25 protein-coding genes and 2 pseudogenes are annotated in these 26118 nt (G+C 72.5%); 9 read left to right on the top strand and 18 right to left on the bottom strand.

Annotated features, from left to right (window positions below; translation table 11 throughout):
* Positions 1-38: 38 nt before the first annotated feature.
* Genes AC1QRC_RS10860 through AC1QRC_RS10840 form a run of 5 tightly spaced genes read left to right on the top strand, consistent with a single transcriptional unit; the run spans position 39 to position 3672 of the window.
* A complete protein-coding gene (locus tag AC1QRC_RS10860) occupies positions 39-362 on the top strand; it encodes a DUF6703 family protein (protein ID WP_484203342.1) in 324 nt (107 codons plus the stop codon).
* Between the two features lie 58 nt (positions 363-420).
* Positions 421-1407 carry a metal ABC transporter substrate-binding protein gene (locus AC1QRC_RS10855; RefSeq protein ID WP_484203341.1) on the top strand — a complete coding sequence of 329 codons (987 nt, stop codon included), beginning with the start codon at positions 421-423 and terminating at the stop codon, positions 1405-1407.
* Positions 1404-2255: a metal ABC transporter ATP-binding protein gene (locus AC1QRC_RS10850; RefSeq protein WP_484203340.1), complete on the top strand. Its 852-nt coding sequence runs from the start codon at positions 1404-1406 to the stop codon at positions 2253-2255. The genes AC1QRC_RS10855 and AC1QRC_RS10850 overlap by 4 nt, the downstream gene beginning before the upstream one ends.
* Complete coding sequence (locus tag AC1QRC_RS10845; RefSeq protein ID WP_484203339.1) at positions 2255-3280, top strand: metal ABC transporter permease; 1026 nt, start codon at positions 2255-2257, stop codon at positions 3278-3280. The genes AC1QRC_RS10850 and AC1QRC_RS10845 overlap by 1 nt, the downstream gene beginning before the upstream one ends.
* The gene (locus AC1QRC_RS10840; RefSeq protein WP_484203338.1) at positions 3277-3672 is read left to right on the top strand and encodes a Fur family transcriptional regulator; all 396 of its coding nucleotides are present in this window, start codon (positions 3277-3279) and stop codon (positions 3670-3672) included. The genes AC1QRC_RS10845 and AC1QRC_RS10840 overlap by 4 nt, the downstream gene beginning before the upstream one ends.
* Before the next feature lie 47 nt (positions 3673-3719).
* Here AC1QRC_RS10840 and AC1QRC_RS10835 read toward each other — a convergent pair whose 3' ends face one another.
* Positions 3720-4547 carry a siderophore-interacting protein gene (locus AC1QRC_RS10835; RefSeq protein WP_484203337.1) on the bottom strand — a complete coding sequence of 276 codons (828 nt, stop codon included), beginning with the start codon at positions 4545-4547 and terminating at the stop codon, positions 3720-3722.
* A 168-nt stretch (positions 4548-4715) separates the two neighbouring features.
* On the opposite strand from AC1QRC_RS10835, the gene fdhA reads away from it, so the two are divergent.
* The gene (fdhA, locus tag AC1QRC_RS10830) at positions 4716-5930 is read left to right on the top strand and encodes a formaldehyde dehydrogenase, glutathione-independent (protein ID WP_484203336.1); all 1215 of its coding nucleotides are present in this window, start codon (positions 4716-4718) and stop codon (positions 5928-5930) included.
* A gap of 30 nt (positions 5931-5960) precedes the next feature.
* On the opposite strand, the gene AC1QRC_RS10825 is transcribed toward fdhA, so the two are convergent.
* The 3 genes from AC1QRC_RS10825 to AC1QRC_RS10815 are packed head-to-tail and all read right to left on the bottom strand — an operon-like array spanning position 5961 to position 8405.
* Positions 5961-6797: an isoprenyl transferase gene (locus AC1QRC_RS10825; RefSeq protein ID WP_484203335.1), complete on the bottom strand. Its 837-nt coding sequence runs from the start codon at positions 6795-6797 to the stop codon at positions 5961-5963.
* A gap of 13 nt (positions 6798-6810) precedes the next feature.
* Positions 6811-7539, bottom strand: a complete 729-nt coding sequence (gene recO, locus AC1QRC_RS10820) for a DNA repair protein RecO (protein WP_484203334.1) — start codon at positions 7537-7539, stop codon at positions 6811-6813.
* A gap of 53 nt (positions 7540-7592) precedes the next feature.
* Positions 7593-8405 carry a methyltransferase domain-containing protein gene (locus tag AC1QRC_RS10815; RefSeq protein WP_484203333.1) on the bottom strand — a complete coding sequence of 271 codons (813 nt, stop codon included), beginning with the start codon at positions 8403-8405 and terminating at the stop codon, positions 7593-7595.
* A gap of 53 nt (positions 8406-8458) precedes the next feature.
* Between AC1QRC_RS10815 and AC1QRC_RS10810 the strand changes: the two genes are divergently transcribed.
* Positions 8459-9106: an alpha-ketoglutarate-dependent dioxygenase AlkB gene (locus AC1QRC_RS10810; RefSeq protein ID WP_484203332.1), complete on the top strand. Its 648-nt coding sequence runs from the start codon at positions 8459-8461 to the stop codon at positions 9104-9106.
* Between the two features lie 13 nt (positions 9107-9119).
* On the opposite strand, the gene ptsP is transcribed toward AC1QRC_RS10810, so the two are convergent.
* The 13 genes and pseudogenes from ptsP to hrcA all read right to left on the bottom strand — a co-directional run bounded on the left by ptsP (position 9120) and on the right by hrcA (position 22951).
* A complete protein-coding gene (ptsP, locus tag AC1QRC_RS10805; RefSeq protein ID WP_484203331.1) occupies positions 9120-11657 on the bottom strand; it encodes a phosphoenolpyruvate--protein phosphotransferase in 2538 nt (845 codons plus the stop codon).
* 75 nt (positions 11658-11732) lie between these two features.
* A complete protein-coding gene (gene dhaL / locus AC1QRC_RS10800) occupies positions 11733-12359 on the bottom strand; it encodes a dihydroxyacetone kinase subunit DhaL (RefSeq protein ID WP_484203330.1) in 627 nt (208 codons plus the stop codon).
* Positions 12360-12361: 2 nt separating this feature from the next.
* Positions 12362-13366, bottom strand: a complete 1005-nt coding sequence (dhaK, locus tag AC1QRC_RS10795; RefSeq protein WP_484203329.1) for a dihydroxyacetone kinase subunit DhaK — start codon at positions 13364-13366, stop codon at positions 12362-12364.
* A gap of 48 nt (positions 13367-13414) precedes the next feature.
* Positions 13415-14632 (bottom strand): cysteine desulfurase-like protein, encoded by a 1218-nt coding sequence (locus tag AC1QRC_RS10790; protein WP_484203328.1) that lies wholly within the window; start codon positions 14630-14632, stop codon positions 13415-13417.
* 45 nt (positions 14633-14677) lie between these two features.
* Positions 14678-15625, bottom strand: a complete 948-nt coding sequence (gene era, locus AC1QRC_RS10785; protein WP_484203327.1) for a GTPase Era — start codon at positions 15623-15625, stop codon at positions 14678-14680.
* Positions 15622-16971 carry a hemolysin family protein gene (locus AC1QRC_RS10780; RefSeq protein ID WP_484203326.1) on the bottom strand — a complete coding sequence of 450 codons (1350 nt, stop codon included), beginning with the start codon at positions 16969-16971 and terminating at the stop codon, positions 15622-15624. The genes era and AC1QRC_RS10780 overlap by 4 nt, the downstream gene beginning before the upstream one ends.
* A gap of 22 nt (positions 16972-16993) precedes the next feature.
* Positions 16994-17497 (bottom strand): rRNA maturation RNase YbeY, encoded by a 504-nt coding sequence (gene ybeY, locus AC1QRC_RS10775; RefSeq protein WP_484203325.1) that lies wholly within the window; start codon positions 17495-17497, stop codon positions 16994-16996.
* A pseudogene (locus tag AC1QRC_RS10770) lies at positions 17494-17817 on the bottom strand (PhoH family protein); the annotation flags it as partial. The pseudogene AC1QRC_RS10770 and the gene ybeY, both read right to left, overlap by 4 nt.
* Before the next feature lie 948 nt (positions 17818-18765).
* Positions 18766-19542: pseudogene (locus AC1QRC_RS10765) on the bottom strand (PhoH family protein); the annotation flags it as partial.
* Between the two features lie 87 nt (positions 19543-19629).
* On the bottom strand, positions 19630-19986 hold the full coding sequence (locus tag AC1QRC_RS10760; protein WP_484203324.1) for a histidine triad nucleotide-binding protein: 357 nt from the start codon (positions 19984-19986) through the stop codon (positions 19630-19632).
* Positions 19987-20038: 52 nt separating this feature from the next.
* Positions 20039-20785 (bottom strand): 16S rRNA (uracil(1498)-N(3))-methyltransferase, encoded by a 747-nt coding sequence (locus tag AC1QRC_RS10755; RefSeq protein ID WP_484203323.1) that lies wholly within the window; start codon positions 20783-20785, stop codon positions 20039-20041.
* Positions 20782-21903, bottom strand: a complete 1122-nt coding sequence (gene dnaJ, locus AC1QRC_RS10750) for a molecular chaperone DnaJ (protein ID WP_484203322.1) — start codon at positions 21901-21903, stop codon at positions 20782-20784. The genes AC1QRC_RS10755 and dnaJ overlap by 4 nt, the downstream gene beginning before the upstream one ends.
* A 22-nt stretch (positions 21904-21925) precedes the next feature.
* The gene (hrcA, locus tag AC1QRC_RS10745; RefSeq protein WP_484203321.1) at positions 21926-22951 is read right to left on the bottom strand and encodes a heat-inducible transcriptional repressor HrcA; all 1026 of its coding nucleotides are present in this window, start codon (positions 22949-22951) and stop codon (positions 21926-21928) included.
* Between the two features lie 119 nt (positions 22952-23070).
* Between hrcA and AC1QRC_RS10740 the strand changes: the two genes are divergently transcribed.
* The gene (locus AC1QRC_RS10740) at positions 23071-23946 is read left to right on the top strand and encodes a DUF3097 family protein (RefSeq protein WP_484203320.1); all 876 of its coding nucleotides are present in this window, start codon (positions 23071-23073) and stop codon (positions 23944-23946) included.
* A gap of 8 nt (positions 23947-23954) precedes the next feature.
* Positions 23955-24443, top strand: coding sequence for a DUF4870 domain-containing protein (locus AC1QRC_RS10735; protein ID WP_484203318.1), 489 nt, complete (start codon positions 23955-23957; stop codon positions 24441-24443).
* Between the two features lie 429 nt (positions 24444-24872).
* Here the strand turns inward: AC1QRC_RS10735 and hemW are convergent, their stop codons facing one another.
* Positions 24873-26108 (bottom strand): radical SAM family heme chaperone HemW, encoded by a 1236-nt coding sequence (hemW, locus tag AC1QRC_RS10730; RefSeq protein WP_484203317.1) that lies wholly within the window; start codon positions 26106-26108, stop codon positions 24873-24875.
* Positions 26109-26118 lie beyond the last annotated feature (10 nt).

Raw genomic sequence — 26118 nt, 5'->3', positions numbered from 1 at the left:
CCGCAGAGTTTACGTGCGTCTGCGGATACCCTCGGACGGTGCCCGACCCCAGCCACGCCCACGACGCCCATCCACCCGCCACCGGCCTGCGCGCCGCCGTGGAACGGGCCAGCATGCCGGTCCTGACCGGTCTCTCCCGGCTCCCCGGCTGGGTGGCTCCCGTCGTCATGATCGGGCTGATCCTGGTGGGCGCCGTCCTCGCCGGCCCCGTCGGCCTGGTCCTGGTCGGCCTGGCCCTGCTCGTGCTGCTGTGGCTGCTCTACCTGTCCTGGCCGCACCTGACCCCGTCGCTGCGGATGATGCGGATCGCCGTCCTCGCCCTCGTCCTGGCCGTGCTCGTGACCCGCTTCGTCCCGAACTGAGCAGCCCGGGCCACGCCGTCGTTTTGACAATCATTCTCAACTGATCGACGATAGAGCTATGCTCCCGGCCCCTGACCCCCGTCGCCTGCTCCCTGCCGCTCTGCTGGGCACAGCCCTGGTGGTCGCGTCATGCGGCACCGACGACGGGGCCGGGGACGGGGACGGGGACGGACTCACCGTCGTGGCCGGGTTCTACCCGCTGGAGTATGCCGTGGAGCGGGTTGCCGGCGACACCGGCGCCGTCGAGGTGGTGGGGTTGACCGCCTCCGGGGTTGACCCGCACGACCTGGAGCTCACCCCACGACAGGTCGGCACCGTCCAGAGCTCGGACCTCGTCGTGTACTCCGCAGGGATGCAGCCCGCCCTGGACGACGCCGCGCAGGCCCAGGCCGGCGACCACAGCCTGGACGTCAACGACGTCGTGGACCTGAGAGCCAGCGGCGGGGAAGACCACGACGAGCACGACGAGGGCGACGAGCACGACGAGGGCGACCACGACGACGACCACGACCACGACCACGGTGGTGTCGACCCCCACTTCTGGCTGGACCCGGTCCGCTACTCCGCGGCGGTCGAGGCGATCAGCGAGGAGCTGGCCCGGTTGGACCCGGACAACGCCGACGCCTACCGGGAGAACGCCGAGGCGTTCTCTGCCGAGTTGGCCGAGCTGGACGAGGAGTTGAGCGCCGGACTGGCCGACTGCGCCGTCGACACCGTCGTGACCACCCACACCGCCTTCGGCTACCTGACCGACAAGTACGGCCTGCACCAGGTCGGCATCACCGGGGTCTCCCCGGAGTCCGAGCCGAGCCCGGCCCGGATGGCCGAGATCACCCGGACGGTGGAGTCGGCCGGGGTCGGCACCATCTACTCCGAGGTCATCCTGGGCGGAGACCTGGCCAGGGTCATCGCCGACGAGACGGGAGTCCAGGTCCTGGTCCTCGACCCACTCGAGGGCCTCACCGAGGAGTCGCCAGGCGAGGACTACGCCGCGGTGATGCGGGCCAACCTGGAGGCGCTGCGGACCGGGCAGGACTGCGCGTGAGCGCGCCCCCGGCGCTGGAGCTGCGGGGCGCGAGCTTCGGCTACGCGGGCCGCCCAGTCCTGGAGGACCTCAGGCTGACCGTCGCGGCCGGTGAGGTCGTGGCCCTCCTCGGGCCGAATGGGTCGGGCAAGTCCACGCTGGTCCGCGGCCTGCTCGGCCTCAACGACCACCTGTCCGGCGAGGCCCGGATCCTGGGCACCCCCCTGCAGCGATTCCGCGACCGCAGCAGGGTCGGCTACGTGCCCCAACGGCATACCCTCTCCGGCTCGGTGCGCTCCACCGTGCGCGAGGTGGTCGCCACCGGCCAGCTCGCCGACCGCCCGTGGTGGCGCGCGGCCAGCCGCGAGGACCGGGAGCGGGTGTCCCGGGCGCTGCGCACCGTCGGCTTGGAGGGGCGCAGCCGCGACGACGTCGCCACGCTCTCCGGCGGACAGCAGCGCCGCGTCCTGATCGCCCGCGCCCTGGCTTCCCGACCGGACGTCCTCGTCATGGACGAACCCACCGCCGGGGTGGACGCCGCGAGCCAGGACGTCCTGGCCGCGGTGCTGCGGCGCCTGGCCGCGCTGGGCGTGACCATGATCGTGGTCACCCACGAGCTCGCCGCGCTGCGCGGCATCGTGGACCGGATCATCGAGCTCGACCTGGGGGCGGTCAGCTTCGACGGCACCCCCGAGGCGTATGCCGAGCACCACGCCGCGCTGGCCACGGCCGCCTCCTCGGGGGCACCCGCGCACCCTGGCCACGGGCACGACCACGGGCACCACCACGAGGACGAGGACGACCAGGCCCCGGTGCGCTGGCTCGGCTCGGGCCCGCTGGACGCCCCCGCTCCGGGAGGGGACCGCTGATGCCGGAAATCCTGAGTCTGGACTTCATGCGCAACGCCCTGCTGGCCGCGTTGCTGGTCGGCGCCGCCTCCCCCCTCGTCGGGATCTTCCTGGTGCAGCGTCGGCTCTCCCTGATCGGCGACGGCATGGGACACGTGGCCCTGGCCGGCGTCGCCATCGGGGTGCTGCTGGACCGCCAGCCGCTGCTCACCGCGATGATCGCCGCCGTCCTGGCGGGGGTCGCCATCGAGGTGATCCGGGCACGCGGGCGCACCAGCGGCGACATCGCCCTGGCCGTGATGTTCTACGGCGGCATCGCCGCGGGCGTGGTGATCATCAACCGGGTCGACGGCAGCCAGACGACCAACCTCACCGGCTACCTGTTCGGGGCGATCACGACCACTTCCCCCGAGGACCTCGCGGTGTTCGCCGTCCTGTGCGCGGCGATCGTCACGGTCACCCTGGTGCTGCGTCAGCGACTGTTCGCGGTGGCCAGCGACGAGGAGTACGCCCGCGCGAGCGGCCTGCCGGTGATGGCCCTGAACATCACCCTCTCGGCGCTCACCGCGGTCACCATCGTGGTCTCCATGCGCGTCGTCGGACTGCTCCTGATCAGCGCGCTGATGATCGTGCCCAACGCCGCGGCCCAGCAGGTGGCCCGCAGCTTCCGCACCACCATGCTCTGGGCCGTGGGCTTCGGGGTGCTTTCCGCGGTCGGCGGCGTCGTGACCTCCTTCTACGCAGACACCGCCGCTGGCGGCACCATCGTGCTGCTCGCGATCGGGCTGTTCCTGGCTACCGCCGCCGTCATGGGCCTGGTCCGGGCGGGCCTGGCGCACCGCCACCGGGTGGCCGAGCGACACCCCCACGAGCACGGCCCGGGCTGCGGCCACGAAGCGATCCCACACGGCGACCACGTCGACTACCTGCACGGGGACCACCGACACGCCCCGCACGGGGCCCACTACGACGAGCACACCGCCCCCACGGCATACGCTGAGGCCAGCGACCCGACCGACAACCCGACCGAGCAGGTGAGCAGATGACCACGACCCGGCGCCGCCCCACCCGGCAGCAGGCTGCGGTCGCGGCACAGTTGGAGACGCTGGAGGACTTCACCTCGGCCCAGGAACTGCACGCGCGGATGCGGGACGCCGGGGAGAAGGTCGGCCTGGCCACCGTCTACCGCACCCTCACGGTGCTCGCCGAGGACGGTGAGGTCGACGTGTTGCGCACCGACGAGGGCGAGGCCGTCTACCGGATGTGCAGCACCGGGCACCACCACCACCTCGTATGCCGTGGCTGCGGCCGGACCGTGGAGGTGGAGGGGCCGGCGGTGGAGCGGTGGACCGAGAGGGTCGCCGCGGAGCACGGGTTCACCGACGTCGCCCACACCCTGGAGATCTTCGGGCACTGCGCCGACTGCGCCGCCCGCTGAGCCCCCGGCCCGCGGCACGGACCCCGCAGCCAGTGGCCGGGGGCGAGTCAGTGGCCCTTGGGCGCCTTCCAGTAGCCGGTGAAGGTGATCCGCTCCTTGGGCACGCCCGCCGCCACCCAGTGCCGCCGCATCGTGGCGGGCACCTGCTGCTCGCCGGCCGCCCAGCAGTAGCAGGGACGGGGCGGCACGGGTGCGGCTTGCGCCGCGGCCAGCACGGCCGGCCCGGGCCGGCCGGCCGGGTCGTCCCGGACGACCCAGGTCAGCTCCATCCCTTCGGGCCTGGTCAGGTCCTGCTGGTCCGCCGCCGACGGGACCTCGATCCACGCCTGTCCGGTGAAGTCCTCCGGCAGGGACGCCAGGATCCCGGCGACTGCCGGCAGCCCGGTTTCGTCCGCCACGATGAGGCCGTGCCGCAGGCCGTGGGGAGGGGTGAAGGTGATCCCCTCGTCCAGGATCGCGACGACGTCACCGGGCTCACACGTCCGGGCCCAGGTCGCGGCCGGTCCGGCGTGCTCACCCTCGCCGTGCAGCACGAAGTCGACGTCGATCTCCGGGCCCTCCTCGGCGACCCGGTGGGCCCGGACCGTGTAATTGCGCAACACCGGGCGGTCGGTCTTGCTGATGGTCAGGTACTTCAGGTAGGAGATCGTGTCCAGCTTGTCGGGCAGCCTGGACAGCGAGCCCTCCGAGACCGGGATGAACAGCCGGAACCACTGGTCAAAGCCCATCGGGGTGAACCGGTCGATGTCGCCCCGCCCGAGGGTGACCCGGGCGAAGTTCGGTGACACCTGCGCGCGGCGCAGCACCTCCAGGGTCACCAGACCCGCTCGCTCGGGCTTGACGCGCGTCGCCCTGGTGTTCGTGCTGGCCACCATGACCTCCCTTTCCTTAGGTTGCCCTAACCTTACCCCCAGGGCACCACGGGGCCGGTCACCGGTCGCGTGGAGGCGACTGTCGGCATACGGTGGAAGAACCCCACACAGATGCGGCCGCGGTCGTGATCGTCCGTGTTCCGGCCCGCGGCGGCAGGAAGCGAGAGCCCCATGTCGAGCAACAGAGCCGTCGCCTACAAGGGACCGGGCACCGTCGAGGTGCAGGACATCCCCTACCCCACCTTCGAGCTGCAGGACGGCCCCGGGGTGAACCCCGCGAACGTCGGCCGCACCCTGCCCCACGCGGCCATCCTCAAGGTCGTCACCACCAACATCTGCGGGTCGGACCAGCACATGGTGCGTGGTCGCACCACCGCCCCCTCGGACCTGGTGCTGGGTCACGAGATCACCGGCGAGGTGATCGACGTCGGCCCCGGCGTGGAGTTCATCAAGGAGGGCGACCTGTGCTCGGTCCCCTTCAACATCGCCTGCGGCCGATGCCGCAACTGCAAGGAACGACTCACCGGGATCTGCCTGAACGTCAACCCGGACCGACCCGGGAGCGCCTACGGGTACGTCGACATGGGCGGGTGGGTCGGCGGGCAGGCCGAGTACGTCCTCGTCCCGTATGCCGACTGGAACCTGCTGAAGTTCCCGGACAAGGACCAGGCGATGGAGAAGATCCTGGACCTGACCATGCTCTCCGACATCTTCCCGACCGGCTTCCACGGCGCCGTGACCTCCGGGGTCGGGGTGGGCTCGACGGTTTACGTCGCGGGTGCCGGCCCGGTCGGTCTGGCCGCTGCGGCGTCGGCGCAGCTGCTCGGCGCGGCCGTCGTCGTGGTCGGCGACCTGGTGGAGGAGCGTCTGGCGCAGGCCCGCAGCTTCGGCTGCGAGACGATCGACGTGTCGCAGGGCGACCCGGGTGAGCAGCTCGAGCAGCTGCTCGGGGTGCCGGAGGTCGACTGCGGCATAGACGCCGTCGGGTTCGAGGCCCGCGGCCACGGCGAGGGCTCCGCGCAGGAGGCACCGGCCACGGTGCTGAACTCGCTGATGACGATCACCCGGGCCGGCGGCGGGCTGGGCATCCCCGGTCTCTATGTCACCGGCGACCCCGGCGGCGTCGACGAGGCCGCCCAGGAGGGGTCGCTGTCGTTGCGGCTCGGGCTCGGCTGGGCCAAGTCGCACTCGTTCATGACGGGACAGTGCCCGGTGATGAAGTACCACCGCGGCCTGATGATGGCGATCCTGCACGACCGGGTGCAGATCGCCAAGGCGGTCAACGCCACCACGGTGTCCCTGGACGAGGCGCCGCAGGCGTATGCCGACTTCGACTCCGGGGTCGCCAAGAAGTACGTCATCGACCCGCACGGAATGGTCGCCTGAGGCGTTCTCCCCCGACCCCGGAGCCCCGTCTCAGCGGGGCGGGCCGGCTGACGGCCCGGAGCCGGCGGAGCGGTCCACGGCACCGCCGTAGCGCCGGTCGCGCTCGGCATAGACCTGGATCGCCTCCCAGAGGTGGCGGCGGTCGAAGTCGGGCCAGAGGGTGTCCAGGAACACCATCTCGGCGTAGGCGCTCTGCCAGACCAGGAAGTTGGACGTGCGCTGCTCCCCCGAGGAACGCAGGAACAGGTCGACGTCGGGCACGGACGGGTGGTAGAGGTGCCGGGCGATGGTGCGCTCGTCGATCCGGGTGGGGTCGAGCCGTCCCGCCGCGACCTCCTGCCCGACCGCCCGGACGGCGTCGGCGATCTCGGCCCGCCCGCCGTAGTTGACGCAGAAGTTCAGCGTGATGACGTCGTTGTCGCGGGTCATCTCCTCGGCGGTCTGCAACTCCTTGATGACCGAGCGCCACAGCCGCGGCGCCCGACCGGACCAGACCACCCTGACACCCCAGGAGGACATCTCGTCACGGCGCCGCCGGATCACGTCGCGGTTGAACCCCATCAGGAAGCGCACCTCGTCGGCCGAACGCTTCCAGTTCTCGGTGGAGAAGGCGTAGGCCGAGACGTGCCGCACGCCGATCTCGATCGCCCCGGCGATGACGTCCAGCAGCGAGGACTCCCCCGCCTCGTGCCCCACGGTGCGGGGCAGGCCGCGTGCGTTCGCCCAGCGGCCGTTGCCGTCCATCACGATCGCGACATGCCGCGGCACCAGCTCGGGCGGGATCGCAGGCGGCCGCGCGCCGCTGGGGTGCGGGAAGGGTGGGACCGGGTCGGGGCGGTCCCCGGCGGGCGGTCGGGTGCGTTTCATCCCGGGCACCCCGTCACACCCGTTGCACCAGGCGCAACGAGCGCACCCCGCGCTCCAGGTGCCACTGCAGGTAGGCCGCGACCAGGCCGCTGCCCTCCCGCTGGTGCCGGGGGTCGCTGGCATCGGCCGCGGCCCAGTCCCCGCTGAGCAGCGCGGCCAGCAGCACCATCGTCTCGGGCGCGGGCGCGGCCGAACCCGGCGGACGACATACGGGGCAGACCGCACCGCCGGAGGCGACGTTGAACCCGCGGTGCGGGCCGGTGGCCCCGCACTTGGCGCAGTCCTGGAAGCTGGCAGCCCACCCACCGATCGCCATCGAGCGCAGCAGGTAGGAGTCGAGCACCAGTCCGGGCTCGTGGGTGGCGCCGGCGAGGGAGCTCAACGCCCCGGCGAGGAGCACGAACTGCTGCACCGCCGGCTCACCCTCCTCGGTCAGCCGGTCGCAGGTCTCGAGCATCGCGTTGCACGCCGTCCACGCCTCGTAGTCCCGGGAGATCGCCTCGCCGTAGGAGGCCAGCGACTCCGCCTGGGTGACGGTGTCCAGGTTGCGCCCCTCGTAGCACTGCAGGTCCACGACCATGCCGGGCTCCAGCCGGGCGCCGAACCGGGAGCGGGTGCGACGCACCCCCTTGGCCACCGCACGCACCTTGCCGCGGGTGCGCCCGAGCATGGTGACGATGCGGTCGGCCTCACCCAGCTTGTGGGTGCGCAGCACGATCGCGGCGTCGCGGTAGAGGGGCATGCCCCCATTGTCCCCCCGGGCACCGACGAAGCGCGTCAGGTGGGCCCGGCGGGTCAGGCCCCGTTCCAGGCCCGGGCCAGGATCTCGGCGTGCGGCACCACGAACCAGCCCGCGGGATCCTCCTGCAGCCTGCGGAACGCCTGGGCCATCTCGCGCAGGTCGGCGTCGGTGGCCAGGTCCTGCGCCTGGGCCTGCTCCGCGAGTGCCGAGTGGCGCACCCGGTCAGCCCACATGCCGCACCAGTAGGCCCGGTCCTCGGGTGTGGCGAAGCACCAGATGCTCGCCCCCGGTGTCACGTCGGTCAGCCCCGCCTCGAGCGCCCAGCCGAGCAGCCGGCGTCCGGCATCCGGCTCACCACCGTTGCTGCGGGCCACGGTCCGGTACAGCTCCAGCCAGCCGTCGAGCACCGGGTCTGCAGGGTGCCAGGTGAACGCCCCGTAGTCGGCGTCCCGCGCGGCGACCACCCCTCCCGGGCGACACACGCGCCGCATCTCCCGCAGCGCCTGGACCGGGTCGGCGACGTGCTGCAGCACCTGGTGGGCGTGCACGACGTCGAAGGTGTCGTCCGGGAACGGCAGGTCATGGACGTCCCCGACCGCGAGCTCCAGCTCGACCCCGGCCTCCCGTGCCGCGGAGGCGGTCAGGTCCAGGACCTCCTGGGAGGTCTCCAGCGCCGTGACCCTCCCCGGCGCCACCCGGGTGGCCAGGTCGACGGTGATCGTCCCTGGCCCGCTGCCCACGTCGAGCACCCGCTGCCCGGGTGCCAGGCGCGGGAGCAGATAGCCCGCGGAGTTCTCCGCGGTCCGCCAGCGGTGCGAGCGCAGCACCGACTCGTGGTGCCCGTGGGTGTAGCGGCTGTCCGTCATGGCGCGAGCGTAGCCCTGGACACAACCTAGACACCTGTTCTAGTATCGCACACATGTCCATGATGCTGCAGGGCTCGCTGCTGGACCAGGTCGACGAGGTCGGGCTCCGGTCGCTCGGGGGCGCGGTGCGCCGTATGCCGTTGGGTCGGGGTGCGTGGACCGACATCCGCCCGGGGTGGGTCACCGGGGCGGACGAGCTGTTCGCCCGGCTGGCGCTGGGCGGCCCGGCCGGAGTGGCGTGGCACGGCGAGCGGCGGGTCATGTACGACCGCGAGGTCGACACCCCCCGCCTGCTGCGGTTCTACGACGAGCACGAGACGCTGCCGGACCCGGTGCTGACGCGGGCCCGCGAGGACCTCAGCGGTCACTACGCCGCAGAGCTCGGCGAGCCGTTCCGGACGGCGGGGATGTGCCTGTACCGCGACGGACGCGACAGCGTGGCCTGGCACGGCGACCGGTTCGGCCGGGGCGCCACCCAGGACACGATGGTGGCGATCGTTTCACTCGGTGCACCCCGCGCCCTGCTGCTGCGTCCTCGCGGCGGGGGTGCCGGGCAGACGGTACGCCGGGTGCTCGGCCACGGCGACCTGCTCGTCATGGGCGGGTCCTGTCAACGCACCTGGGAGCACGCCGTGCCCAAGACGACCCGGCCGGTCGGGCCCCGGATCAGCATCCAGTTCCGCCCGCGGGGGGTGCGCTGAGCCGGGGGCCGTCTCAGCCCGGCCCGGCGTCCTCCCCCGCGCGGAACGCCCGCACCAGGTCGCGGACGTCGCTCGCGGAGTCACTGTGCACCGCCCGGTCGGCCAGGTCCTCCAGGTCGGTCAGCTGGTGCCGCCGCAGCACGTCCTTGACGATGGGGACCGAGGCCGTGGTGGCGCTCAGCTCGGTGACGCCGAGCCCGACCAGCAGCAGCGCCAGGTCCGGATCTCCCGCGGCGTCGCCACAGACGCAGACCTGCACGCCCTCGGCGACGTCGTCACAGGTCTGACGGACCAGCCGCAGGACCGCGGGGTCCGCCGGGTCGGCGATCCGGTCCAGGTGCGGGCTCCCGCGCTCGGCGGCCAGGGTGTACTGGGTCAGGTCGTTGCTGCCGATGCTGACGAAGTCGAGCACCGTGCTGAGCGACTCGGCCCGCAGCGCCGCGGCCGGGACCTCGACCATGATGCCGACCTCCAGGCCGTCCGGGCGTCCGTCGGAGAGCCGCCCTCCGGCCTCGTCGAGCCGGGCCAGTGCCCAGTCCACCTCCTCGACCGTCGTCACCATGGGGAACATGACCCGCACCGGGTGACGGCGCGCCACCCGGCACACCGCCTCAAGCTGGTCCACCAGCAGGGACGGGTCCTCGCGGAACGATCGGATCCCGCGCACCCCCAGGAATGGGTTGGCCTCCTGCGGCTGGGGGTGGAAGGGCAACGGCTTGTCGCCGCCGACGTCCCAGGTCCGGATAGTGACGGTCTGCCCGGGCATCGCCTCGGCGATGGCCTCGAAGGCGGCCACCTGCTCCGCCACGGTGGGCGGCTGCGTCCGGCCGCCGAAGAGCAGCTCGGTCCGGACCAGACCGGAGCCCTCCGCCCCCGCAGCGGCCGCGTGGGCCGCCTCGGCGGTGGCGGCGAGGTTGGCCTTGACCACCACGCCGTGGCCGTCCCTGGTCCGTCCTGGCCGGTGGGCCAGGGCGAGCGCCCGGTCCCGTTCCTGCTCCCGTGCGCGCAGCAGGGCGGCGAACTCGGCCTGCACCGACTCGTCGGGGTCGATCTCGAGGCGGCCGCTGCCCTCGTCCAGCGCCAACAGCACCCCGTCAGTGACCGACGCCGCAGCCGCCACCCCCGTGAGCAGCGGCACCCCGCGCGCCCGTGCCACCAGGACGCCGTGGCCGGTCGCTCCCCCGCGGACTGTGACGACACCGGCGGCGGTTGCGGGATCCAGGGTGGCGGCGGTGGCCGCGTCCAACTCCTCGACCACCAGGACGGCCGGGTCGTCCCCGGGTGCGCCCGGCCCGTCAGCACCGCGCGCGTGCGTCCCGTCCGGACCGTCGGCGGCACCGCCCGCGAGCGCGCGCAGCACCCGGTCGCCGACGCTCGTGACGTCCTGCGCCCGTTCGCGCTGGTAGGCGTCGGGCAGCCCGGCGAACTCGGCCCGCAACTGCTCGATCCGCTCCTGCCAGGCCTGGGGTGCGGCGACTCCGGAGCCGATCGCGTGCTGCACCGGCTCGAGCAGGGAGGGGTCGGCCAGGAGTCCCAGGTGCGCCTCGAACACCGCCCCCTCCGCCGACCCCACCTGCTGCGACGTGTGCTCTGCCAGGACCAGCAGGTCCTCCCGGGCACGCGCGAGCGCGCCGTCCAGCCGGTGGCGTTCCTGTGCCGCGTCTCCCGCGGCATACCGGCTCAGGTCCACCGTCGCGTCGAGGCGGCGGGCGGGCCCCACGGCAGCACGCAGCCCCGAGAACGGCGCCCCGTCCGCCCCCGCGGGGGTCGCGGGTGCTGCCCGCTCCGGCTGGTCCCCGAACCCGGTCTCGGCGAGTGCGACCAATGCCTCAATCAATTCCGCGGCGCCGTCGCCGCTGGCGGCCAACTCCAGCCGGTGCCCCTGCCGGGCGTCCAGCGTGGCGATGGCGGTCAGGCTCCGCCCGTCGACCGGGCCCCGCCCCGAGTCCGTGTCGCTCACCCAGACCCGGGCCCCGGCGAACAGGTTGACGCACTGCACGAAGCGCGCGGCCGGTCGCGCATGCAGCCCGTGCGGGGCGGTCACGTGTACCTCGGCACGCACCGCGTCCGCTGGCACCTCTGCGGGTCCGGCGGACCCGGGGGGTATGTCGTGTGCTGCCTCCGCAGGGCCGTCCCCCTCCGCGGGGCCTAGGTGGTCGACCTTGCCGGCCAGGCCCCGGCCGGCCTCGCTGGCCACGCGCGCCAGGTCCCCGCCGGCGGCAGCGGTGACGGCAGCGGCCACCAGACCTTCGACCAGCGGGGCGCTGGAGACGGTGACCCGAGCGGCGAGCTCCCCATCGAGGAACTCCAGCGCCATCTCCGCCGATAGCACGGCACTGCCCAGGTCCAGCAGGACCAGCACGCCGTCCCCGGAGTCGGCCCGGCCGATGGCGTCCGCGACTGCGGCGGCATCGGTGCCGAAGGTCGTCTCGTCCAGGCCGGCAGCCACCTCGATCCGGGGTCGCTGCGCCGTGTCCAGCATCTCGGTGGCGAGCGCGACGGCGGCCGTGGCCAGGGGGTGGCTGTGGCTGACCACGACGATGCCGATCAACGGGTGACCTCCTGGTGGGTCGGCAAATCCGCTACGAAAAGGCGGGGTGGGAGGACAAATTCACTACGAGAATTGTCAGGCCAGGGTGCGCGCAGCAGACTCCAGCAGCAGCGTGGTGCTGGCCGCGCCGGGGTCGATGTGACCGCGGCTGCGTTCGCCCAGGTAGCTGGCCCGGCCCTTGCGGGCAATGAGTCCCTCGGTGCCGTCGCGTCCGGCTGCGGCCGCCTGCGCCGCGGCGGACAGCGCCGTCGCCAGGTCGCCGCCCTCGCCGACGGCGCCGTCGAACGCCTCCAGCGCCGGGGCCCACGCGTCATACATCGTCTTGTCCTCGAGCTCGGCCTTGCCCCGGGCCACGACGCCCTCGACCCCGGCCCGCAGCGCGGCGCCGATCTCGGCCGGCCCGGCGTCGCCCACCCCGGCGAGCGGACCAGCCATCCGCAGGAAGAACGTGCCGTAGAGCGGCCCGCTGGCCCCGCCGACCGTGCTGACCAGGGTCATCCCCACCTTCTTGAGGTAGTCGTCGACCGCGCTGAACTCACCGGACTCGACCAGGGCGGCCGCCTTGCCCATCCCCCGAGCCATGTTGCTGCCGTGGTCGGCGTCCCCGATCGCCCGGTCCAGGTCGGTGAGGTACCCGGCCTGGTCCGCGACGACCTCGGCGTAGTCGGCGATCCAGCGGGTGAAGCTCTCCAGACTCGCCATGCTCACACCCCCCACCGCAGGCCGGGGGTGTTGACCGGTGCGTCCCACAGCCCGACCAGGTCGTCGTCGGCCTTGACCAGGGTCACCGAGCACCCCGCCATCTCCAGGGAGGTGATGTAGTTGCCCACCAGCGAACGGGCCACCGTGACCCCGGACCGTTCCAGGATCTGCGCCACCTCGTGGTACATGAGGTAGAGCTCGAGCAGCGGGGTGCCGCCCATCCCGTTCATCAGGGCGATGACCCCGTCACCGCCGGTGAAGTCCAGGTCGGCCAGGATCGGCTCGACGAGCATCGCCGCGACGTCCTTGGCCGGAGCGACCGGTTTGCGTTCCCGGCCGGGCTCGCCGTGGATGCCGATGCCGACCTCCATCTCGTCCTCCGCCAGGTCGAACGTCGGCTTGCCGGCGGCCGGCACGGTGCAGGAGGTCAGCGCCATGCCCATCGATCGCCCGCTGCCGTTGATCCGCTCCGCCAGGTCGGCGCAGGCCGCCAGGTCGCGCCCCTCCTCCGCCGCGGCCCCCACCAGCTTCTCCAGGAGCACCGTGACCCCGACCCCTCGGCGTCCCGCGGTGTAGAGGGAGTCCTGCACGGCGACGTCGTCGTCGATGACCACGGACCGCACCTCGGTGCCGCTCTCGGCCTCGGCCAGCTCGGCGGCCATCTCGAAGTTCATCACGTCGCCGGTGTAGTTCTTCACGATGTGCAACACCCCGGCCCCACCGTCGACGGCGGTGGTCGCCGCCATCATCTGGTCCGGCACCGGCGAGGTGAACACCTCACCGGCACACGCCGCGTCCAGCATGCCGAGGCCGACGAACCCGCCGTGCATCGGCTCGTGGCCGGAGCCGCCCCCGGAGATCAGGCCGACCTTGCCCTGGCGCGGCCCTTCCGCGCGGTAGACGATCCTGTTCTCCTGGTCCACCCGGAGCCGGTCGGGGTGCGCCGCCGCCATGCCCCGGAGCGCCTCGACGACGACGTCGGCGGGGTCGTTGATGAGTTTCTTCATGACCCCAGCCAACCACCAATGCGGGCGCTCCGGTAGTGGTCGGGGCACTCAGCCGCGCGGTGCCGCCAGGAAGTCCGCGAGGCCCGTGAGCAGCCGGTCCACGTCGTCGTCGCTGGTGTAGGGCGCGACCCCGACGCGGACCACGCCCTCGTCGTCCAACCCCAGCGCCCGGGCCGGCTCGTGAGCATAGAAGGTACCGGCCGGCGCCAGCACGTCACGCGAGGCGAGGAAGCGTGCGGCCTCCCGCACCGAGCGCCCGGGGAGGGTGAAGGCCAGGGTGGGCGTGCGGTCCGCGGCCCGCGAATGCAGCACCACGTCCGCGCCGTGGTCCGCGAGTGCGGCCTCGATCCGCCCGCGCAGCTCCCGCTCCTGCACGGCGAGCGCCCGGTGGGAGGCCACGAGCCGCTCCCGACGCCCGCTCGCCTCCCCGGGGGCCAGGTCGGCCAGCACCTCCACCGCGGCGCTGACCCCGGCGAGCAACTCGTAGGGCAGCGTGCCCAGCTCAAACCGCTCCGGGACGTCGTCGGGTGAGGGCAGCAGTTTGTCCGGGTGGATCGTCTCCAGCCAGCGCGGGTCCGCCGCCAGCACCCCGCAGTGGGGCCCCAGGAACTTGTACGGCGAGCACACGAACGCGTCAGCCCCCAGGCGGGCCAGGTCGACCGAGGCGTGCGCGGTGTAGTGCACCCCGTCGACCCACAGCAGCGCACCCACCCCGTGGGCGGCCTCCGCGATCCGCGCGACCGGCGGGATGGTCCCGACCAGGTTGGAGGCTGCGGTCACGGCCACCAACCGGGTCCGCTCCGACAACGCCTCCTCCAGGGTGCCCAGGTCCAGCTCGGTGGTGGCCGGGTCCAATTCCATCCAGCGCACCGTGGCGCCACGGGCCTGGGCCGCCTGCACCCACGGCCGCACGTTGCAGTCGTGGTCCAACCGGCTGAGCACCACCTCGTCGCCGGGCCCCCACCCCCTGGACAGGTGGCGCGAGAAGTCGTAGGTCAGCTGCGTGGCGCTGCGACCGTGCACGATCCCCGCGGGGTCGGCTCCCAGCAGGTCGGCCATCGCCGTGCGGAACTCCCGCACTGCCGACGTGGCAATCTGCTCACTGGCCACCAGCTCGCCACGGTTGGACAGCGGCCCGGTGAGGGTGCGGACGACCGCGTCACCGACCGCGGCCGGGGTCTGCGTGCCGCCCGGGCCGTCGAAGTGCGCGATGCCGGAGGACAGGGAGGGGAACCGTGCACGGACGGCGGTCACGTCGAGAGCCATGGCCCATTCTCACCACGACCGGGGCCGGCACTGTGCCGGGGTGGCTCAGAACCCCAGACGACCCAGCTGCTTGGGATCCCGCTGCCAGTCCTTGGCCACCTTGACGTGCAGGTCGAGGAACACCTTGTGCCCGATCAGCTCCTCGATCCCGGCCCGCGCCCTGGCCCCGACCTCCCGCAGCCGGGAGCCGCCGCGGCCGATGATGATGGCCTTCTGGCTGGGTCGCTCGACGAAGATGTTGACCCGCACGTCGGTCAGCGGCTTGTGCTCCGGCCGGTCCTCCCGCGGGACGATCTCGTCGACGACCACGGCCAGCGAGTGCGGCAGCTCATCGCGCACCCCCTCGAGCGCGGCCTCCCGGACGAACTCGGCGATCCGCACGATGGTGGGTTCGTCGGTGAGCACGTCGTCGGGGTAGAGCGGCACGGAGTCGGGCAAGTATCCCGCCAGGACCTCCGCGACGTCCTCGACCTGGTCCCCGCTGACCGCGGAGCAGGGCACGATGGCGGCCCAGTCCCCCAGCTGGTCGATCGCCATCAGGTGCTCGGCCAGGCGCTGTTTGTCGACGGTGTCCGACTTGGTGGCCAGCGCCACGACGGGCACCTTCTTGGCTCGCTGCAGTTCCGTGAGCTCGGCGGCGATGAACGCGTCGCCCGGGCCAGGTCGCTGATCGGCCGGCAGGCAGAATCCGATGACGTCCACCGACAGCAGCGTCTCCCGGACCAGGTCGTTGAGCCGCTGCCCGAGCAGGGTGCGCGGCCGGTGCAGCCCGGGGGTGTCCACCAGGATCAGCTGGTAGCCCGGCGTGGTCCGGATGCCCCGGATCGCGTGGCGGGTGGTCTGCGGCTTGTTGGAGGTGATCGCGACCTTGGACCCGACCAGGGCGTTGGTCAGCGTCGACTTGCCGGCGTTGGGCCGACCGACCAGGCAGGCGAAGCCGGACCGGTGGTCGGACGCGCCCCCGGCGGACCGATCGGTGGGCTGCTGACTCACGCCTGGACCCCTGTCTGCTCCGGGGCGTCGCTGTCCTCGGCACCCGGCGGCGCCGACTCCTGCTCCTCCTCCTCGTGCTCCGGCTCTGACTCCGCCTCGACCTCCCGCACCAGGACCGTGGCCACGCGGCGCCGCCGGCCCGCCATCCGCTCCGCGGTCAGCTCCAGACCCGCCACCTGCCCGGTGGAGCCGGCCAGGGGGACCATCCCGATGATGGCCGACAGCAGCCCGCCCACGGTGTCGGCGTCCTCGTTCTCGATCTCGACGTCGAACAGCTCGGCCAGGTCGTCGACGGGCATGCCCGCCGGCACCCGCAGGGAGCCGTCCTCGAGGGTCTCGACCTCGTCGACCGAGCGGTCGTACTCGTCGGTGATCTCGCCGACGATCTCCTCGAGGATGTCCTCGATGGTGACCAGACCCGCGGTGCCGCCGTACTCGTCGATGACGATCGCGAAGTGCTGGCGCTGCTCCTGCATCTCCCGCAGCAGCCCGTCCACCGACTTGCTCTCCGGGATGCGGTGCACCGGGCGCATCACCTCGGTCACCGGCACCGAGTTGGCCCCGTCGGGGTTGGCGTTGACCGAGCGCGCGACGTCCTTGAAGTAGAGCAGCCCGAGCACGTCGTCGCTGCCCTCGCCGATGACGGGCACCCGGGAGAAGCCGGACCGCAGGAACAGCGACATCGCCTGCCGCAGCACCTTCTCGCGCGGGATCGTCACCATGTCGGGTCGCGGCACCATGACCTCGCGCGCCACCGTGTCACCGAGCTCGAAGATGGAGTGGATCATCTCCCGCTCCTCGGCCTCGATCACCGCGGACTCCCCCGCCAGGTCGACCAGGTCGCGCAGCTCCGCCTCCGAGGCGAACGGCCCCTCGGCATACCCCCGCCCGGGCGTCAGCGCGTTGCCGAACAGCACGAGCAGCTTGGCGACCGGGCCCAGCACCAGGCGCAGGCCGTGCACCACCGGGGCAGCCATCAGCGCGACCTTCTCGCCGTGCTGGCGCCCCAGGGTGCGCGGCGACACCCCGACGACGACGAAGGAGACGACGCTCATGATCGCGATGGCGATCAGCGCGGTCTGCCAGTGGCTGTCTGCGCTCATGTCGACCGCGACCGTCACGGCGACCGCGGTCGTCGCCTCCGCGACGACCCGGACGAACGTGGCGACGGACAGGAACGGTGCCGAGTCGGCCATGATCTGCACCAGGGAGCGGGCACCGCGGCGCCCCTCCTCGGCGAGTTGGTCGGCGCGGTGGCGCGACATCCGGCTCAGCGCCGTGTCGGCCGCCGACAGCAGGAAGGCGATCAGGGTCGCCGCGAGGGCGACGAGGATGAGGGTGAACATTCAGGTCCTGTAGGCGTGGTGCTCAGTCGTCGGCACGGGCGGCCGGTGCCGCCGTGGTGGTCCGGCCGCGGTGGGCCAGGAAGGTCAGCAGGAGGGTGCGCTGGAGGTCGAACATCTCGCGCTCCTCCGCGGGCTCGGCGTGGTCGAAGCCGAGCAGGTGCAGGATGCCGTGGGTGGTCAGCAGCAACAGCTCGTCCTCCACGGAGTGCCCGGCCTGGGTGGCCTGCGTAGCCGCCACCGACGGGCAGAGCACGACGTCGCCGAGCACCCCGGCGTCCGGCTCGACCCCGTCGCTGCCCGGTCGCAGCTCATCCATCGGGAAGCTCATCACGTCGGTGGGACCCGGCAGGTCCATCCACTGCGTGTGCAGCGCCGCCATGGTCTCCTCGTCGACGAGAGTGACCGCCAGCTCGGCGCGCGGGTGCACCCGCATCCGGTCCAGCACCCAGCGCGCCAGGTCGTGCAACTCCTGCTCCGGCACCGGCGAGGGGACGACGCCGGACTCGTTGAGCACCTCGATGCTCATCGACGACCCCCGTCCTGCCCCGGGCCGCGCCTCGGCTGCCGGGAGTCCCACCGGCCGTAGGCGTCCACGATGGCGCTGACCAGGCGGTGCCGGACGACGTCCTGGCTGGTCAGGTCGGCGAAGTAGACGTCCTCGACCCCGTCCAGGATGTCCTGGACCACCCGGAGCCCGCTAGTGGTCCCGCCGGGCAGGTCGACCTGGGTGACGTCGCCCGTCACCACCATCTTGGACCCGAAGCCGAGCCGGGTCAGGAACATCTTCATCTGCTCCGCCGAGGTGTTCTGGGCCTCGTCCAGGATGATGAAGGCGTCGTTCAGCGTGTTGTGCGTAACCAGGAAGTCGTCCGTGACATACAACGAGTCCTCGGCGGCGACCTGGATGCACACGGTGTCCTGCACGCCGGCCGGTTCGATGCGATCCACGAAGCGTCTCGGCCGTCCGCCCGTGCCGGCCTGGTAGGTCTCCCGCTTGTGGGTCAGGCGGAACGGCTGCACCCCGTCTGGCAGACGGAGATCGAGCAGGTACGCGTCGTGGCGCCTGCGGCAGAGGGCCGTCCCGCCGAGTGAGCGCACGAGGAACACCACGGCGTCGCGAAGCCGTGGGGAGACCGTCCGGTACTGCACGCAGGCGGCGCGCCCCGCCGGTGTGACGGGTTCCCCAGCGGTGTCCAGGAGCCCCTGCAGGACAGCGAGTCGTGTGGCGCAGGAGTTCACCAGGTAGTCGCCGGGCACGAACGTCGTCTCGGGTCGCGTCCCCGCCAGGCCGAGGTCCCGCAGCGCCGCGGGCACGGGATCGGCGACCAGCACGCCACCTCCTCGACCCCCGTCGCGATGGAGCACGTGGTCACGCGCCACCGTGTGCCGCACCGTCGACCCCGTCGGGCACCCGTCCCCCACCAGGAGACCGAGCACGTACGGGTCAAGCGGCACCGGCCGCTCGGCCAGCTCGGGAGGACTCATCATCGGCAACTCGAACCGCCGGGCACCGAGAGACCGCAACCGTCCGATCATCTCGCTGGTCTGCACCACGCGGGTGCGGCCACGGCGCCTGTCGGTGGCCGTCTCGACCTGCCAGAGGTGCTCACCGCAGGCGAGGGTCGAGGCGCCGTCCTGGGTGCTGACCCGGAAGACCTCGCGCGGGCCCTGGGGATAGACGCCCAACACGGGAGTGGGGCCACCGTCGGAGCCGATCACGAGGTCACCGACGCGGAGGGAACCGATGTCCCGGAACCCCTCGGGGGTCAGCACCTGCGCATCCAACGGCTGGGCCCGGCCCCGCATGTACGCCAGCGGCGCCACCTCGACCGTCCCGGACGCCATCAGGCGCGGGATCGAGTCTGGGTCGACCATGTCGTGCAGCGCGTCGTAGAGCGGGCGTAGGTAGGGGTCGATCTTGTCGTTCAGGGTGCCCGGCAGGAATCCCAGCCGCTCGCCCGCCTCGACGGCCGGGCGCGTCAGGATGATCCGGTTGACCTGCTTGGCCTGCAGCGCCGCGACCGCCTTGGCCATCGCCAGGTAGGTCTTGCCGGTGCCCGCCGGGCCGATCCCGAAGACGACGGTGTGCTTGTCCATCGCCTCCACGTAGTGCTTCTGGTTCAACGTCTTGGGCCGGATGGTGCGGCCCCGGTTGGAGACGATGTTCATCGTCAGCACGTCGGCGGGCCGTTCCTCCGAGCGGGCGCGCAGCATCTGGATCGAGCGCTCGACGGCGTCCCGGTTGAGCGGCTGCCCGGCCGCCACGACGACGAGCAGCTCGTCGATGAGTCGCTCCACCAGGGCCAGCTCCTCAGTGGGCCCGGACAGCCGGAACTCGTTGCCGCGCACGTGCACGTCGACCCGGGGGATGGCCCGCTCCACGGTGCGCAGGAGCTCGTCCCGCGGCCCCAGAAGGGAGACCATGCTCACCTCGGCGGGGATGATGATGGTGTGGGTCGCGCCGCTGCCGGCGGGATGCGCAGGCTCGGCGTCGGTCTCGGGTATGTCGTCAGCCGGCGGGGCCGGATCGGCGGCGGGTCCGTCGCCGGGCGGGGTAGCGGGGTCTGTCATCGTGCGCCCGAGTCTACCCGGGCGGGGGCCACGGAGTCGCGCTCCTGCACAGGCGGGGCCGGGTGTGCAGGCACCGGGTGCCTCGGTTCACCCCTCAGCCAGCACGCCGACTGGGCCCATCTGCTGGGCGCCGAGGACGTGCACGTGCACGTGGGCCACCTCCTGGCCGCCGTCCCGGCCCACGTTGCTGACCAGCCGGTAGCCGCTCTCGTCGACCCCCTCCTGCCGGGCGACCTCCCCGGCCGCGGCAAAGACCTCCGGGACGCGGTCCGGAGCCGCCGCGGCAAGCTCGGCCAGCGACTCGTGGTGGTCCTTGGGGATGACGAGGACGTGCACCCTCGCCCGGGGTGTGATGTCCCGGAAGGCCAGCACGGTGTCGGTCTCGTGGACGGTGTCGGCGGGGATCTCCCCGGCGACGATCCGGCAGAAGAGGCAATCGCTCACCCTCGCGACGATAGCCGATGGGGCAACACCCCGGTGCGGTCCGGCGTCCGCCTCACTGCCAGCGGGACGTGGCTGCGCTGAGGAGCGCGATCGCGGCGGAGCCGGCGGTCGAGGTGCGCAGCACGGTCGAGCCGAGTCGCGCGGTGCGCGCCCCGGCCGCGACGAAGTCCACGGTCTCCTCCGGGCTGATCCCGCCCTCGGGGCCGACGACCAGCAGCACTTCCCCGGAGGTGGGCACCTCCAGGCCGGCGAGCGGTTCGGTCGCCTCCTCGTGCAGCACCACGGCAAGGGCGGCAGACTCGATCCGATCGATGACGGCCCGCCGGTCGGCCAACGCGGCCACGGCGGGGACCCGCGCGCGGCGGGCCTGCTTCGTGGCGGCGAGCACCGTCTGCTCCCACTTGCGGTGCGCCTTGGCCGCCCGGTCGCCACGCCAGCGCACGATGCTGCGGTCGGCCTGCCACGGCACCACCTCGTCCACCCCCAGCTCGGTGCCGACCTCGATCGCCAGGAGGTCCCGGTCCCCCTTGGCCAGCGCCTGCACCAGGGTGAAGCGCGGGTCCGGCGTGGGGACCTCATCCACGCGCACCAGGGTCAGCAGCAGCTCACCCCTGCGGCGCTCGACCACCCGGGCCTGGGCCAGCAGTCCGCTGCCGTCGGCCAGGAGTATCTCCTCACCCGGGCCGATCCGGCTGACGTCGGCGGCGTGCCGACCCTCGGGACCGTCCAGGACCACCTCGGCACCGCCGGCGGTGCCGGACAGGCGCCCGGCGGCCAGCAGGAACAGCGGTGCGCTCACCGCCCGTTGAACGCTTCCTTGAGCTTGCCGAACAGGCCCGACTGCGCCGGGGCCAGCCGGGCCTCGGGACGGCTCTCCCCGCGCTCCTCTGCCAACTGGGCCAGCAGCTCGCGCTGGGTCCCGTCGAGCTTGGTGGGCACCCGCACGTCGAGGTGCACCACGAGGTCGCCCCGGCCGGTCCCGCGCAGGTGCGTCACGCCCTGCTGGGCGAGGGTGACCGTGTCCTGCGGCTGCGTCCCGGGCTTGAGGTCGACCTCGGTCGGCCCGTCGAAGGTGTCGACGGTCAGCGTGGCGCCCAGCGCGGCCGCGGTCATCGGGACCTGCACCGAGCAGTGCAGGTCGTCCCCGCGCCGCCGGAACGTCTCGTGCGGACTCACCACCACCTCGACATACAGGTCGCCCGCGGGGCCACCCGAGCGGCCGACCTCCCCCTCCCCGGAGAGGTGGATGCGGGTCCCGGTGTCGACGCCCCCTGGGACCTTGAGGGACAGGTCGCGCCGGGTGCGGACGCGCCCCTCGCCGGAGCAGTTGGAGCAGGGGTGCTCGATGATCTCGCCGAAGCCCATGCAGGAGTTGCACGGACGCGACGTCATCACCTGGCCCAGGAAGGACCGTTGCACCTGCTGCACCTCGCCGCGGCCGGCGCAGACGCCGCAGGTGCGGGTGCCGGTCCCGGGCTGTGCCCCCTCCCCGGAGCAGGTGGCGCACCGCACGGCCGTGTCGATCGTCAGGGTCTCCTCGCCGCCGAAGACGGCGGTCCGCAGGTCGATGTCGAGCCGCACCAGCGCGTCCTGACCACGCTGGGTCCGCGACCGCGGGCCCCTGGCCCCGGCCGCGGTCCCGCCGAAGAAGGCGTCCATGATGTCGCTGAAGCTGAACCCCTGGCCGAAGCCCCCGCCCTGCCCGCCGTAGGGGTCCTGACCCCGGTCGTAGGCAGCCCGCTTGGTCTCGTCGCCGAGCACGTCGTAGGCCTGGCTGACCTTCTTGAACTCCTCCTCGGCCTCGGGGCCGGGGTTCACGTCGGGGTGCAACTTGCGGGCCTTGCGCCGGTAGGCGGTCTTGATCTCGGTCGCGGTCGCCTCACGGGGCACGCCGAGGTCGGCGTAGTAGTCGTTCACCGATGTCCTTACTGGTAGCTGGTCAGGTGTCCAGGATCTGCGAGACGTAGTGCGCCACGGCCCGCACGGACGCCATCGTGGACGGGTAGTCCATCCGGGTCGGGCCCACCACGCCGAGTCCGCCGGCCGGGCCGTAGTTGGTCGTCACCACGGAGGTGCTGCGCAATCCCTCGTAGGGGTTCTCCGCGCCGATGCTGACGGTGACCGTGTCCTGGGAGTCGAGCGTGGCCATACTTCCCATCAACTTCAGGAGCACCACGTGTTCTTCCAACGCCTCCAGCACCGGCCCGATGGACAGGGGGAAGTCGGTCCCGACGCGCGCCAGGTTGGCGGTGCCGGCCAGGACCACCCGCTCCTCGTGCTGCTCGACGAGCACGTCGGCCAGCGCGTCGACCACGACCCGGGCGACCTGCTGGGCCTCGGGGTCCAGGCCGTGCAGGGCCTCCTCGAGCAGGGGCGTCACCTCGGCCAGCGGGCGCCCGGCCGCATGGGTGTTGACCAGGGAACGGAGGTCGTGGACGAGTTGCTCGCCCTCGGCGCCGCCCAGCTCCCGGTCCAGTTCCACGACACGTTGCTCGACGCGCCCGGTGTTGACGATGAGCACCACCATCAGGCGGGTGGCGCCGACCAGGACCAGCTCGACGTGGCGCACGGTGGACCGGGTCAGGGACGGGTACTGCATGACGGCCGCCTGCCGGGTCAGGCTGGACAGCAGGCGCACGGTCCGCCCGACGACGTCGTCCAGGTCGACCGCACCCTCGAGGAACCGCTGGATCGCGGCGAGTTCCGCCCGGCTCATCGGCTTGATCGACTGCAACCGGTCGACGAACATCCGGTAGCCGGCGTCCGTGGGCACCCGGCCCGCGCTGGTGTGCGGGGCCGAGATCAGCCCGTCCTCCTCCAGGGCGGCCATGTCGTTGCGCACCGTGGCCGCGGACACACCCAGCTGGTGCCGGTCCAGCAGACTCTTGGACCCGACGGGCTCCGAGGTGCGCACGTAGTCCTGGACGATGGCACGCAGCACCGCCAGTCGACGGTCCTCCATCATCTCCCGCACCTCCCACCGGCAGTTGGCACTCCTGATTCGCGAGTGCCAGTCTACGCGGTCCCCGTCGCTCCCGCGTTTCGCTGGCCGGTCGCGCACCCCACCACCCGTAGCCTGACGGGGTGAACGACCGCTACGGCACCGACGTCCTCTCCGGCGACTGGCGCGCCCCCGCCCGGGGCCGTGCCCAACCGATCGAGGCCGAGTTGGGCATGGTCGTGGAGGACGTGCAGACCGGGTGGTGCGGCGCCATCACCCGGGTCGAGAAGGCCGGCGGGATGCACGTCGTGCACCTGGAGGACCGCCGTGGGCGCGGCAAGGGGTTCCCGCTCGGTCCGGGATTCCTGCTCGAGGGCCGCCCCGTGGTGCTGACCCCGCCCAGGCAGGCCGACCGGGCCGCGCTCGCCGCAGCCCGCCAGGCGGCCTCGCGCACCGCCAGCGGGTCGCGCGCGGTGGGCCGCGCCCCGGCCCGGGTGGCCAGCGGATCGCGCCTGTTCGTCGAGGGTCGGCACGACGCCGAACTGGTCGAGAAGATCTGGGGCGACGACCTGCGGGTGGAGGGTGTCGTGGTCGAACTGCTGGACGGCGTGGACGACCTGACCGCGGTGATCCGTGACTTCGCACCCACCGCGGACCGGCGGATGGGCGTCCTGGTCGACCACCTGGTGCCGGGCACCAAGGAGGACAAGGTGGTCGCGGCCGCCCGCGCCCTGCCGCAGTCGCGCCACGTGCGGATCCTGGGGCACCCCTACGTGGACGTCTGGCAGTCGGTGCGCCCGGCCCGGATCGGGCTGGACGCCTGGCCCGTCATCGAGAGGGGCCGGTCCTGGAAGCACGGGGTGCTCGCCGAGCTAGGCTGGCCGCACGCCACGCAGGCCGATGTGGCCAGGGGCTGGAAACAGATTCTGGGCTCCGTGCGTTCCTACAGCGACCTGGAGCCCACGCTCCTGGCCAGCGTCGAGGAGCTCATCGACTTCGTCACCGTCCCACAGGAGTGAGACAGACCATGACCCAGGACCCGCACCAGAACCCGCCCGAGGGCGAGGGCTACCGGCAGATCCCCCCTCAGGGGCAACCCTGGGGCGCACCCCAGCAGGGGCAGCCCTACGCGCAACAGCCCTCGCCGCAGGCCGTCGGCGGCGCCGACCGCACCTGGATGATCCTGGCGCACCTGTCCGCACCGATCGCCTTCATCATCAGCGCCGGCACCCTCAGCGTGCTCGGTCCGCTGCTGATCTGGATCTTCTTCAAGGACACCAGCCCCGCGGTGCGACAGGCCGCGGCCGGCGCCTTCAACTTCAACCTCTCCTTCTGGGTGCTGTATTGGCTGGGCTGGCTGGTCGCGGTCGTGACCCTCGGCATCGGCTTCCTGGTGGTGTTGCCGTTCTGGCTCCTCATCTTCGTGGTGGCGGCCTACGCGCACATCAAGGGCGCGCTGCGCGCTGGTCGCGGCGAGACCTACGTCTACCCGTTCCAGCTGCGGGTCCTGCAGTAGGTCCAGCCGCATCCCGGGGAAGAGTTTTGGGCCGACCTCTTGCGCCGCCCCCCGGGAAGCAGTAGACATGCTGCTACGCATCCCGGAGACGGGGTGCCGACCCCGAGCCACGGTCGCGGATTCGCAAACCAGGACCCCGTTCCTGGGGACACCTACCGGTGCTGAGGTAGGGCGAGCCACCCGACTACTCGACGGTCGATCGGCAGCAGCACCGCTGATCACCCAGTGGGCCCCCGCGAACTCATACTTCGCGGGGGCCTACGCCTGTCCGGGTCACCGGTCCGGTGCGACCTGACCCGCGGTCTGGGGCCCTGCCCGCTCATACCGGGCAGGGGGCCACTGCCTGTTCTAACCGCTGCCACCCCCGAGGCGTGGGACCCACGCCGAGAGTCCCCGAACTCGAGGACCAGACCGGCTCGCGCCCGTCGGTCAGGCGCCGGCAAGCAGCCGGTGCACGACCGTGTCGGCGAGCAGCCTGCCGCGCAGCGTGAGCACGCCCCGCCCCCGCAGGGCTGCGGGTCCCTCCAGCAGACCCCCGGCGATCAATCCGGCCACGGCCTCCCGGCCCTCCGGGGACAGCACGGACAGCTCCATCCCCTCGGCGAGCCGCACCCCGAGCAGCACCCGCTCGTCGAAGCGCTGACCCGCGGTCAGCCGTTCCCGCCCAGCGGCGGGCGACACCCCGGACGCCAGCCGCTCCGCATACGGTGCGGGGTGCTTGACGTTCCAGAAGCGCACCCCACCCACATGGCTGTGGGCCCCGGGCCCGATCCCCCACCAGTCCCCGCCCGCCCAGTAGCCGACGTTATGTCGGCACCGCGCCTCCGGGCCGGTGGACCAGTTGCTGATCTCGTACCACCCGTATCCGGCGTCGGACAGCACGCGGTCGGCCACCTCGTACTTGTCCGCCTCGTCGTCGTCGTCGGGCGCGGGCACCTCACCGCGCCGCACCTGGGCGGCGAGCTTCGTGCCCTGCTCCACGACGAGGGCGTAGGCCGACACGTGGTCCGGCGCCAGGCGCACCACCTCGCGCAGGCTCGCCTCCCAGTCCGCGAGCGACTCCCCCGGCGTCCCATAGATCAGGTCCAGGCTCACCTGCAGACCCGCGTCCCGGACCGCGGTCACGGCAGACTCCACGTTCGCGGGGTCGTGGGTCCGGTCCAGGGTGGTCAGCACGTGCGGCACAGCAGACTGCATCCCCAGGCTGACGCGGGTGAAGCCGCCGGCCGCCAGTTGCTCGGCCACCGCGGGGGTGATCGTGTCCGGGTTGGCCTCGGTGGTCACCTCGGCATCCGGCGCCAGTCCCCACGCATCATCGATGCCACGCAGCACCCGGACCAGGTCGGCCGGCGGGAGCATGGTCGGGGTGCCGCCACCGACGAACACCGTCTGCACCGGCGGGGTGGGGCCCGGGGCGGCGTCCAGCACCCGCGCGGCCAGCACCACCTCGGCCAACGCCGCGTCGGCGTAGCTGTCCAGCGTGGCGCCGTGCCCACCCAGCTCGGGGACGGTGTAGGTGTTGAAGTCGCAGTACCCGCACCGCACCCGGCAGAACGGGACGTGCAGGTAGACCCCGAAGGGCCCGGCGCCCAGTCGCTCCAGGGCCCAGCCGGGCAGGGACCCGTCGGCGGGCACGGGCTCGCCCGGGGGAAGCGCTGACGGCATACCCCCATTG

The sequence above is a fragment of the Ornithinicoccus sp. genome, assembly GCF_057176825.1.
The sequence above is the reverse complement of the archived record's forward strand: the minus strand, read 5'-3'. Positions and strand labels throughout refer to the sequence as shown.